This is a genomic window from Streptacidiphilus anmyonensis (assembly GCF_000787855.1).
GTDB lineage: Bacteria > Actinomycetota > Actinomycetes > Streptomycetales > Streptomycetaceae > Streptacidiphilus > Streptacidiphilus anmyonensis.
Genome location: NZ_BBPQ01000125.1, coordinates 1 through 11,136, shown reverse-complemented (window position 1 = coordinate 11,136; position 11,136 = coordinate 1). Strand labels below are relative to the sequence as shown.

Genomic DNA, 11,136 nt, shown 5'->3' with positions numbered 1-11,136 from the left:
AACACACACAAGGGGTACAGGGCACGCAAAAAGGGGGTTGTCAGACCAAGAAACAGCCCCCACACCCCAACTGACCAGGCGCAACGCCGAGTTGAACACGAGATGAGGAAAACCCAGCAGGCCCTGACGGGCCTACACGTCGGTCAGAGGCGCGGGGGCGGGGCCGGAGGAGCCCCCGCGCAGAATGCGCGCCCGGCGAAGCCGGCCGCTGACCTAGCCTTCGCGAGAACGGCCTTGACGATTGCCCTGGAGCGGTACTTGACGCGCGCGCAGACCAGGCGCGCCACGGCCGATCGCCCGGAGGGCGATGCCGGGAGGCTCCCTCCTAGTCGCTGTCCGCCTTGGCCAGCGGCGGTGCGCCTTGATTGGCAATCAGGTGAGGTGTAGAACGCGCGCGCACGCGCGATATAGATAGGGTTGGAGCGCTCGAAAAACCGCAGGTCAGAGCCTTGTTTACTGGCGAGTAACGTCCGCGCGAGACGACAGATGTAGCCGTCATCTATCTACACGCGCGTGCTAAGCGCGCCCAGAGTGTGGGATATATGCACACCCGTGTGCTTCGACGTTTCCGGTGGTTCGATTCGGAGGCCGACGTCATCATCGCCAGGGGTCGGAGAAACGAACCTCCCAGGCGACACTCGACACGCCGAGTGTGGGAATAGGGCACACGGACTGTGGTGCATCTGCACACTCGCTAGGCTGCTCCCGTCTGGATTTCGACGTAAGGAGCACCTTCCCTCCCATGGCAGCACAACCGCTACCAAACCCGACACCTGACAAAGGGTCGGCCGCGCCACCAGGCCGACGTCGCCGCGTCGCGCCGAGCCCCTACGACGCTCCGGGCGCTCTGCATACCGGCCACGAGGTTATTGAGCTGCCTCCCGGCGCGACCGCCTTCGTGGACATGCCGCCGGCGTCCGGCGAGTTCATCGGCGGGCTCTTCAGCATGGACTCGCTCGCCTTCCTGCGCTGGAGCTGCCGGTACTTCCGCCACGACCTGGTGGGGCTGCTGATCCTCGTGTACCTGATCGGCAGCCAGGAAGTCGGCGGCACCATCAAGCTCACGCAGCAGCAGCTCGCCGACGAGCTGGAAGTCTCCCGGCAGCACGTCAACCGTTTCATGGTGAAGCTCGGGGAACTGGGCGTCGTGTGGCGCCAGCAGCGCGGCGTCTACCGCCTGAACCCGGCAGCGGCACTGCGGGGCGGAACCGTTGCCGTCGAGCCCGTGCCCGGGTTCCGGACGCCACGGAAGGGCCTGCGCGTCGACCAACGGGCGCTCATGGAGGAGTTGCGCCAGATGGGCGACGTGCCTGAGAGTTTCATCCAACTGATGTTGCCCGAACCCGACCTCCCCGAGCCCCCACTGGCACGGCCGCGGCGAGGGCGGAGCAAGAACGCACAAGCCGAGGAGGCGTGACCGCCATGACTGCTGCTGCCGCCGAGCACGCCCCCGCGCCCATTACCTGGGGCAGCTTCAACGTCTTCCAGTACATCCCCCGGATGCCCGGAGCTGCCCTGCAAGTGCTGTTCCACCTCCTCGGAACACAGGAGCCGGGAGGGCGCTGCGTCTGGACGCAGACCGCCCTCAGCGATGACCTCGGGCTTGAGCGCACCCAGGTCAGCCGAGCGATCCAGCACCTGCAGTTCGCAAACTTGCTGACGCCCGTCCAGCGGGGCATCTACCAGCTCAACCCGATGCTCAGCGCCTACGAGAACCCACGCGACCAACGCGCGGCAGTCAAGGCCCTGTCCCGGGAGCAGCGGCTCGACGTCGCTGACTTCGAAGAGCGCTACCAGCGCCGGATCGCCGAGCACGAGGCCCGCAAGAGCCAACGCCCCCGCCGGGCCACGGTGACCCAGCTGTCCGAACGTCGGCTCAAGTCGGTCGACTAGCCGCTGCGCCCGCGCAAACCGTGGAGGCCCCCGTTTCCGGGGGCCTCCAACGTGTCTGGATTTCGTGGACACTGTACCGCTGCGCCGCTCAGCCCGGCCACCTTCCCTCAGGTGACCCATTCGGCTGGCCGGAGTAGTTGCCCGGACGCTCCCGGCCTCCAGGGATGGCGGTGCAGGAACCGGGTGCGCGCGCTACCGCCGACGAAGCGCTCCTGCCGGTGAAGCAGGTCCTCGTAGGGCGACGGCGTGCCGGCGCTGCCCGGGTCGACTCGCACTCGCACGTATCGCGGCAGGGTCTCGTCCTGCCCGGCCGCAGCGCAGCGGCTGGCAGTCTCCCACGGGTCTCCCGCGTGCCGGTGGGCGGCGTCCGCGGTCACCTTGCGCGCCTGCTGGAAGGAGAGGCCGGTGAAGTACTCCCCGCGTGGAGTTCGCGAAGGGGAGAGCGACCGGCAATCTGCTAGGGCCCGCTTCTCGACCAACCGGAAATCCGGGTGGGCGGGAGAGAGCCAGTAGCCCGTGAGCTCCAGCCACTGGGCGGTGCCCTCGTAGAAGTGTGTCTCCAACCGCGTTCGCGGCGCGGTAGTCGACCCGACCTTCACGTAGCCGTCCGGACCGTCGAAGCCGATCACGTAGACGTAGCCGACGCCGGAGGCCGCCACTGCGGGTACGCCCTGATCGCGGAGCAGACGCGGGAAGCTGGGGCGTTGGCCCGGCGGCCTGGTGGTGATCAGTGTGAGCACACTGCCGATTGAACCGCCTTGGTCTGACAAGTCACCGAACCGACGAGCTGCTCGCCCCGGTATCTAGGGGCGAGCAGCGTTCCCGGGGCAGCCGAGGAGGACAGCTTAGGCACACCCTTCGACACTGATGGTCGGCCTGAGAACGACCTGGTCATTCGGTCGCTCGTGTCAGTCCTTTTCAGCAGTGCGTGCCGCGAGCCCTACCAACCACTCTTCGTAGGCGGCCAGGTAGTCGTCAGCAATCGCCTTGGCTTTCGTGAGCGCTTCCTCGCTCGGCTCGCCCCCGTCGCCCAACGCGCCGTGGGCAATGGTGCAGTGAAACCCCCGTGCGAAGAAGTCGAGCAGCTTCTCCCGTTCCTGGGCCGCTTCTTCCCGTGTCGTGATCGGTTCGGGGGAAACGTGCACCGTATGCCTCCTATTGGAAAAGCTGTGAGGCGCCATCGGGACAGCGCTCAGGGCAGGTGCGATTCTCCTCCACCAGCAGCACGTACCCCTAATCGGCTGACAGCCTGATGACGATCTCCGCTGCCACTCCCCCGCCGGCCGTCACGCGCCAGCCTGCGCAAGCGGCGTCACCTCCTCCGGCTGGGAACCCCTCCGATCTAGCGAGACGGCACCTGGTAGGGCAGTGGCTGACAGTGGTGGGTGCCATGCTGACGGTCACCGCACGAGAAGCCCGTGACCTGGAGGCGTGTCGATGTTGGAGACGGCCGTAGCCGCGACGCAGCAGGAGACCGCCGTGCCAGAAGCGCTCGGGGCGCGCCGGATCGCGGCCCTGCTTGCTGAGCGCACCGAGCTTCCGGTGACCAGCGACGACATCCAGCGGCTCGTCGCGGACGGGTACTTGGTGGCGAAGGACGAGTACAAGGGCTGGCCGATGTATCTCACGGCCGACGCGCTAACCGTCGACGCCGAGCTGCTGCGCAGGATCGTGGACGAGCGCGTGGCCTGGATGCAGGCGAGCCTGACGCGGGACCAGGCGGCCGAACGAATTGGCTGGCACTGGCGTGACATCGACCGGATGGGCCGCGAAGGCCGGATCACCGTCGGCGCGCTGGACCGGTACCTCGTCGAGGACCTGGACCGGCTCGCCGCCGAAGCCGACGGCGAGCAGTACATCACCGCGCAGGCCGCAGCCGACGTGCTGGAGATCCGTCCCGCCGACTGGAAGTACGTCGAGGCGGCCGGCTGGGCGGCCCCGGTGGCCACCTACGAGCAGCCGGTGGGCCGGGAGCGCACCGTCACCGTCGCCCTGTTCCGCCTGGGTGACGTCAGGGCGCTGCGCGAGATGCCCGGCGTTGACTGGGAAGCGGTGCGGGGGCTGCCCAAGGGTGCCGCCTCCCCGCTGCGCGAGTACGCGCGCCTGGCCCCCACCCGGGCCGCGGCCATCAAGGGGTTCTGCCAGGGGATCGCGGACCGGCACGGTGTGGAGGTGTGGGCCTGGTGCTCCCCTTACAGCGGCGGGTGGGAGGTGGACTGGGAGCGGGTGGGCGGCGCTCCGACCCGCAAGCAGGTCGCCCAGGAGCTTGCCGACGATCCGGCGGCCGCCGGCTACGCGCCAGAGATCACCCTGTCCCCGGAGTGGGGAAGGATCACGCGTTCGGCCCGGCGCCTGCTGGAGCCCGACGTCGCGGTCATCGTCGACACCGAGACCACGTCCTTGGACGGGCAGACCATCGAGATCGCGATCATCGACGCGGCCACCGGGAGGAAGCGCCTGGACACGCTCGTGAAACCCACCGAGCGCATCTCCCACGGCGCCTACTGGGTCCACGGCATCAGCGACGCCGACGTCGCCACGGCGAAGCCCTGGGAGGCCGTACTCCCGCGAGTCCGCAAGCACACCCGCGACCGGATCATCTGCGCCTACAACGTCGCGTTCGACCGCACGATCATCCTCGGCGACACCCACCGGGCCGGGAAGAAGCCGCTGCACCTCGAGCCTCGCGAGAACTGGTTCTGCCTCATGAACGCCTACGCCGACTGGCTCGGGTCCAACCGCTGGCTCCCGCTCGGCGGCGGGCACCGGGCGCTTGGGGACTGCGAGTCCGCGCGGACGGTGCTTCAGACGATGGCCAAGGGCCGCGGCACCGCCTTCGCGCCCGGCCAGAAGGCACGCCCGCGCGCCCTACCGCGTGATAGGGCTTGACCCATGCCCGACACTCCCGACGCCCCGGATGCCCCCGCGATCCTGATCCTGGAACCCTGGACGCTCACCGATCCGGTCGACCGCGAGAAGGCCGTCGAGCAGCTGCTTCGCTACCAAGCTCAAGTCCGCACCAGCCACCTGAACCTGAACGAAGGCGACCGGGTGCAGCTGCTGGAGCCGGTGCACGCCTCCTGGATCGACGAGGAGCTGGCCGACGAGGAGTACTGGGAAGAAAACGCGCGCGTCTACGCCCACGTCCCGGCCGGCACCCTCGGCGTCATCACCCGGGTCCGCCGCTACCCGACCCCATACCCCTACGTGGTGGCCTTCGACCGCGGCCCGGAATGCGGCGTGCGCGACCTTCAGCTCACCCGCTGCACCGACCAGTCGCTCACCCCAGCACCGCAGCCCACATCGGCGACAGACCTTGGTGACTACACCGGCCGACGCCAGTGGGCCACAGCTCGGCAGGCGAACCGCCACTGAGCAGGGCCCGGCCGCCGAGCGGCCCGGCCCTGCTTCAGGACGGAGATCGGCATCACGTGCTTACTCGCTCCGGAAGGGTGCGCAGTCCCAGCACGCCCATGAAGCGTCAGCAGGGGTTTCTGGAAGGAGGCTTGACGACCCACGAGTTGGCGCGCAGACAAGGGTGAAATGCCGCCGCGGACACCACCGACGCGGCCGTTGATGATGCAGATCAGCAGCGCATGGGACTCCGCCGAAGGGCTGCGCGAACTGGTCGAGCTCGCCGAGCAGCACGCTGAGCGCGTCGACGGCATGCCGGCCGGTGACCTGGCTGCGCAAGCCACGACAGCCCCCGCCATCCCGGGTATGCGCGAGGGCCTGGAGGCGTTCTTGGCCAAGTTCGAGCAGGAGCAGACGGACGCCCTGGACGCCCTGGACCTTGCGGAGGCGGACCTCGCCAGCTTCGAGCGCGATCCGATTGCGGCCGCGATGAGGCTCCTGCCGTCCGGGTCCTTCCCGGAAGTTGCGCAACGCCTGACAGGCCTGGCGCAGCAATCGGTTCGGGCCCCGGGCGGGACCGCCTACCTGCATTCCTTCCTGAAGGCTGTGGCTCGTCGGCCGCGCCGGCCTCGCGTCTTCCCAGCGATCTTGTCCGCGATCTGCAGCGAGGCGGAGCAGATCGTCGCGAACGTGCTGCGCCGGCACTTCTTCGACGGGGGCGGGTGGCCGAGCCTCTTGGACCCGGGCCTGGACGACGAAGTGCACAAGCGTCTCGGGACCGGGGGCTCGCTGGAGAAGTGGCGGCAGGAGATCGAATCCTGCGGTGCGCCGATCAAGGATCTGGTGATGGAGTGGGCGCAGCTGGACGAGGTGTTCGCGCGGCGCAACCTGTTCGTGCACCGGCGCGGGGTTGTTGATGCGCGGTACGCGAAGCGGGCGCCAGCTCCTGCGCCGGAGATCGGTTCGCTGCTCGACCTGGACGCGCAGTACCTGCGCGACGCGATCGACCGGGTTGAGTTGTTGACGATCGGGATGACCATGGGCCTGCTCAGGGCCAAGGTGGACAACTTTAGCGAGATGCTGGCCGGGTCGGCGGCCGAGTTCGGCTTTGCCGCGGTCGACGCGGGCGCCCTGCTGCGGGCGGAGGGGTACTACCACCTGGCTGGGGCCCTCAGTGAGGACCAGGAGGAGAAGGAGCGTCAGCGGGTCAACGCCTGGCTGGCCCGGGATGTCCGACTCGGACCTGGCGCGGTCCACGCCGAGGTGGACGCCTGGGGAGCAGACAAGCTCCCCCGCGTGTTCCAGCTCGCCCGGCTCATCCTGCTACGCAGAGACGAGGAGGGCCTGGCGCTGTTCGCCGACCTGGTGGCCGACGGCACCCTGGCGCCCGACGACGTGCAGCAATGGCTGCTGTTCGCCCGATGGCGCGATCAGCAGTTGGTCTGACCGGCCTCCAGCACCGCGGTGGGGGCCGCGAGGCGACCACGCTCAACGCCATGGTGGCCAGCCTGCTTGCCCGGATGGTCGCCGCCTTGTCTTGTCCAACGGGCGGAGACTGAGCGCGAGCGTCGCGGCGGTAGGCCGTCCGGGAGGGCGCGAGGAACCCGAGCGAACGGGCAGGGGCTGAGCGGACGACCTCACATGGCCGTGCCCCTGAAAAGGGCGCCAGCCCGGCAGCCGGGCGACGAAGTCGGTGGCGCGCGGTAGTGTCCTGGTCAGCCCGAACACGGGCTCGTGGGGCAGTCGGTGTCAGATCGGATGGGATGTGTCGCGGAAGTTCTGGGTAGGCACCGCAGTCGCGAGCGGGGTGGCCAGTGTGGCCTTGGTGGTGCTGCCCTTCGTCGTGGACGCGAGCACGTTCGGGGTGGTGTCCTCGGATGTCATCGCCGTTGGAACGTTGCTCCTTCTCGTTGTCGCGGTCGTCGCCCTCCGTCGTGACAGCGGCGAGGGCGCGGGCAGTCGTCGTGTAGCGGCCCGTGGGCGGGGAGCGATGGCGGCCGGCCGCAACATCACCGGCAATGCCACCGGCCAGGGTTCCAAGGTGACCGGCCAGGCCGTCCCGATGCCGGAGCCGGCTGCGGCAGACGGTGAGCAGTTGGCAGTCGAGGCGCGCGGGGACGGTGCGATGGCCGCCGGCCAGGACATCAGCGGCAACGCCACCGGCAGCAGCGGCGAGGCGAGCTGACCCCGTGACATCTTGGTGGGCACGAATCCTTGGCCGCAGCACGATGACTCCGGCTGACACCGTCAAGCAGCCCGATGCTGGCACAGCCCCTGTGCGACCCGCGGAACAGGGTGCGCCCGCAGAGCCAGGGCCGGGAGCTGTTCAGCAGGCGGGGCCCGCCACCGTGAGCGCCAAAGGAGCCAATGCCGTCGCGGCTGGAGGCGACGTCAAGCTCAACGCGCTGGGGCCCCACTCCAGGGTCAGCGTGGAGGCGTTTCCCGTTCCGCGCTTGAACGTGAGCGTGGTTGCCAACATTGAGCTGCTTGAAGGGGAACCGGTCACCGGCCCGGAGATCGACGCACGGGTGGACGCAGAGCGGGCACGCCTGGCGCGTCCGGAGCCAAAGCCTGCCGCTCCCCCCGGCGAGCCTGATCTCATGGCACCTTACCGGGACCTCCTCGAGACCCAGGCGAAGGCCGTGAGCGCCGTGCTCCAGTCACTCGCCCAAGCGGGGATTACGGGGCCGGAAGACCAGCGCACAGAAGCGCAGTTCGACGCCGAGTTGGAAAGGCACCTCGCATCGTGCCGGGAAGTGTTGACTCAGCGCACCGACTTCCTCTTGCTGCGCAACCCGGGGAACTGGCTGCGTCTGTCCGTGGTCAACAACACCGAGACGGTCTTCCGCGACGTGGAGGTCATCGTCACGGTCCACAATGCCCGGTCTCTCGAACCGATCGGATCGTGGCCGAAGCTGCCTGACATGCGCCCGTGGCGCGCCCCCAGGGTCTCGGGCGGGTGGTGGGACGCGATCAGCCTCGACCGTGGTCTGGTGCCCTACGCCGTCCTTCCTGCGGTCCCCCGCCGCCGGGCACGGGTCAGCATCGACGGCGGCGAAATCCGGGTTGTCTTTCCGGGCCTCGATCTGCGGCCGGGCGGAGGCGCCGATCTCCCGGTCGTCCATCTGGTGCCGCTCGGCCCCGAAGGTGGGCCGTGCCTCATCGAATGGGAGGCGACAGCGATGAACGCGGACGGCCGGGAGAAGGGGACGCTCTCCGTCAGCATGGCCAGTTCGACCGTTTCTCTGGCGCAGCTCGGTGAGGACCGCGCTCCGCACGCGGAGTCTCCCTGAGCTGCGGCGGCGGTGCAGTATGGCGTGGTTACAGGGTGCGCAGGGCGGCTGCCGCGCCGGTCAGATCGGTGCCCGGCAGCGCGGCGATCACATCCAGGGCCTTGGCGCGGTCAGCCTCGTGGGCGAGTACGTAGGCGGCCGGAGAAACAGCAGGGGTCCCTGCCTCGCGGGTGGCCAGCGCGAGAACGGCTGCGCGCGGGCGGGCCATGCCGGCTTTGTCGTTGGTCTTCGGGTCATGGGCGGGGACGACAAGCTGCCAGGCGCGGTCGAGGTGGTCGTAGACCGTGCGTTCGGCGGGCCCGAACGGTTCGTTGCCTCGGGCCGGCTTCGGCAGCTGGTAGAGGAAGCCGGTGAGGTCGTCGAGCGCGGTGTAGAGCGGAGGCGGGGCGAGGAAGTCGCTGAGCGGACCGTCGAGCCAGGCGTGGTACAGCGGGTCGAGGTCGCTGTGCTCGGCACACCAGGCCTTGAACGCGGGTTCCTGAGCGAACTGCTCGTACAAATGCCGGGCGCGGTCAGCCAGCGTGGTCAGCTCGACAGCCAGGTAGCGCTCGCCCGCCATCCCGACCGATTCCCCGCCGGTGTGCATGCTGACGTCGCAGCAGCGCTGGATCGCGGTCTCCAGCTCCGCCTGAGCGTCGGCCAGATCGGTGCCGGCTTCCGCGTCCTCCCCGAAGTGCTCCCGGCGGATACGGGCCATACGCTCGGCGTTCTCGACGTGGGCCCGGGCGCCGCGGCGTGCAGCGGCGAGGTCGAGCGCGTGGCGCAACCAGGAGACCCGCTCGCGGCAGATCATCTCCTCAGCACGCAGACAACACACGATGTGCGCCCACACCAACCGGGGGATCCGCTGGTCGCCCTGGCCGGCCTTCGTGCGGCCGCGGCCCGGGCGCGCAGTCCCGGCGTCGATCTGGCGGGCGAGCCTCGCAGACGCCTGTCCTGCGCCAGCACCGACGGAGAGGAACTGGTGGATCAGATCTCGGTCCCGTTCGCTGTGCCACTGGGCGTAGGTCTCCTGCAGCCGTGCCTCGGGCAGGCGGGCTGCTCGCGCGAGCTGCCGGATCTCGTAGAGGTGCAGCAGGGCTTCCTCCACGAGCGGGCCGTCCGCGATCGAGGCGGCAAGTCGGCCGTGGGGCGGCGTCAGCTGTGCCGGCATGCGCTGGCGCAGGCTCAGGTCGGAGGTCGCGAAGGGGGTGAACTCGGCAGAGTTGGCGGTGAGCTGCCGGATCGGGTCGGGGTGCTGGGACTCCGGTCGCAGCTGGACCTCGAGCCGGAAGTCGGTGCGGGCGATGATGCGCTGCAGATCCGCGAAGGACGGCTCGCGCGCGCCGCTCTCGTACTTGCTCAACGTGCCCTGGCCGATGCCGAGTTCTTCGGCCAGCGCTGCCTGGCTCAGGCCCGGAGTGGCTTTGCGCGCGCGAGCGATCAGCCATCCTGCCCGCAGCGCGGCGAACGGATTCGGGTAGTGCGCCATGATCCCCTCCGCATCATCAACATTCCATTATGGAATGACACCATGCCACTATGGAATCACCGCTGCAAGGCTACCCGGCGCACCTGCTTTCCCTTCCATGCCTGGTACTTGACTGGGCATCGGGGGTGAACCGCGGTGCCGCAGTGCTGTACAGGGCCATGTCTGAGGGTGAAGCGGGCAACGATGTCGGCCCGCCGCAGCACGGCGACGATCGAAGCCCCCGGTCGGCTGACGCGATGCACGTCCTGCTCGGGTCGTTCTCCGTCGCGCGAGGCCTCGCCCAGGGCGTACCGGTTGAGGACCCCTTGGATCACCGTGCGCTACAGCGGCGGGTGAGCGAGGTTGCGCTCACTTCGGAGCGGTCCTGGACCGGGCGTACCGGCGGATTCGATGAGCAGGCCGGTGAGAGGGCGGGTCCGAGTGGGGTGGATGATCTCCAGCCAGGCCCCTCCGTCTGGCACGACCCTCGGGATGGCCCGGTAGCCGCTCCACTTCCAGTTGACCCGCCACTCGGCATCGACTTGCCGTCCGGCCCTGCGCCCTGGGGTGGGGAGCCGCTGCCCGGCCAGATCGACCAGGTCGAGATCGGCTCCGCCCTGGGCAAGGTAGGTCAGTCCTGCCAGTGCAGCACGTCGAAGCGGACTGTCTGTCTGCCAGCGGCGGTTGACGGCCCAGCGCATCTCGGGGGTGGCGAGGAGCTCGCTGTCGTCCGGCGCGTCGGGCAGCTGAACCTGGCTGATGCTGATCAGGCCCTCGTTCTGCCATTCGATCAGCTCCGCGCGTACCTGACGCGGGATGTAGCGGTCCAGGCCGGTGAACGCCTCGATCATGTCGTGGCGCTCCGCGCGGCCCGCCGCGGGGTCTTCGGCGATGCCGTGCAAGACAGCCCGAGCGTCTTCAAGGGTGTCTCCGCGCCGCCACAGCGGCACCATGACCGTGCCCTCGGCAACGAGCTGTTCGCGCGCCTGGTCCTCGTACTGGAACTGCAGTCCCCGCGAGGTGCCGGCGAGCGCACGTCGTACGGGGGCGAAGGGATTCCCGCCGGACATGATCGCACTGACGATCTCCTGAACCAGGCGCTCGTCCCGCTCGATCCGGAGGGCGACGTCGACGTCATGCGGGTCT

At 69.1% G+C, this 11,136-nt stretch carries 11 protein-coding genes; 7 read left to right on the top strand and 4 right to left on the bottom strand.

The window, feature by feature from the left end; genetic code table 11:
- The first annotated feature begins 742 nt into the window (after positions 1-742).
- Together TR50_RS41465 and TR50_RS41460 are read left to right on the top strand one after the other, a co-directional pair.
- Positions 743-1,417: a helix-turn-helix domain-containing protein gene (locus TR50_RS41465; protein ID WP_042435573.1), complete on the top strand. Its 675-nt coding sequence runs from the start codon at positions 743-745 to the stop codon at positions 1,415-1,417.
- Positions 1,414-1,893, top strand: a complete 480-nt coding sequence (locus TR50_RS41460; protein WP_052441893.1) for a hypothetical protein — start codon at positions 1,414-1,416, stop codon at positions 1,891-1,893. The genes TR50_RS41465 and TR50_RS41460 overlap by 4 nt, the downstream gene beginning before the upstream one ends.
- Positions 1,894-2,000: 107 nt before the next feature.
- Here TR50_RS41460 and TR50_RS41455 read toward each other — a convergent pair whose 3' ends face one another.
- Together TR50_RS41455 and TR50_RS41450 are read right to left on the bottom strand one after the other, a co-directional pair.
- Complete coding sequence (locus TR50_RS41455; RefSeq protein WP_152648934.1) at positions 2,001-2,633, bottom strand: GIY-YIG nuclease family protein; 633 nt, start codon at positions 2,631-2,633, stop codon at positions 2,001-2,003.
- A gap of 168 nt (positions 2,634-2,801) precedes the next feature.
- Positions 2,802-3,038, bottom strand: a complete 237-nt coding sequence (locus TR50_RS41450; protein ID WP_042435567.1) for a hypothetical protein — start codon at positions 3,036-3,038, stop codon at positions 2,802-2,804.
- A 334-nt stretch (positions 3,039-3,372) separates the two neighbouring features.
- Between TR50_RS41450 and TR50_RS43460 the strand changes: the two genes are divergently transcribed.
- The 5 genes from TR50_RS43460 (at position 3,373) to TR50_RS41425 (ending at position 8,540) form a co-directional block, all read left to right on the top strand.
- Positions 3,373-4,782 (top strand): 3'-5' exonuclease, encoded by a 1,410-nt coding sequence (locus TR50_RS43460; RefSeq protein WP_160311286.1) that lies wholly within the window; start codon positions 3,373-3,375, stop codon positions 4,780-4,782.
- Between the two features lie 3 nt (positions 4,783-4,785).
- Entirely contained in the window at positions 4,786-5,268 is a 483-nt protein-coding gene (locus TR50_RS41440) for a hypothetical protein (protein ID WP_042435564.1), read from the top strand.
- A gap of 201 nt (positions 5,269-5,469) precedes the next feature.
- The gene (locus tag TR50_RS41435) at positions 5,470-6,693 is read left to right on the top strand and encodes a hypothetical protein (RefSeq protein WP_042435560.1); all 1,224 of its coding nucleotides are present in this window, start codon (positions 5,470-5,472) and stop codon (positions 6,691-6,693) included.
- Positions 6,694-7,063: 370 nt separating this feature from the next.
- A complete protein-coding gene (locus TR50_RS46390; protein ID WP_152648933.1) occupies positions 7,064-7,432 on the top strand; it encodes a hypothetical protein in 369 nt (122 codons plus the stop codon).
- 163 nt (positions 7,433-7,595) lie between these two features.
- Positions 7,596-8,540 (top strand): hypothetical protein, encoded by a 945-nt coding sequence (locus TR50_RS41425; RefSeq protein WP_152648932.1) that lies wholly within the window; start codon positions 7,596-7,598, stop codon positions 8,538-8,540.
- 28 nt (positions 8,541-8,568) lie between these two features.
- Here TR50_RS41425 and TR50_RS41420 read toward each other — a convergent pair whose 3' ends face one another.
- Positions 8,569-10,011 (bottom strand): helix-turn-helix domain-containing protein, encoded by a 1,443-nt coding sequence (locus tag TR50_RS41420; protein WP_042435553.1) that lies wholly within the window; start codon positions 10,009-10,011, stop codon positions 8,569-8,571.
- Positions 10,012-10,331: 320 nt separating this feature from the next.
- Positions 10,332-11,136, bottom strand: an 805-nt coding sequence (locus TR50_RS47470; RefSeq protein ID WP_042435551.1) for a hypothetical protein, incomplete at its 5' end; no start/stop codon positions are given.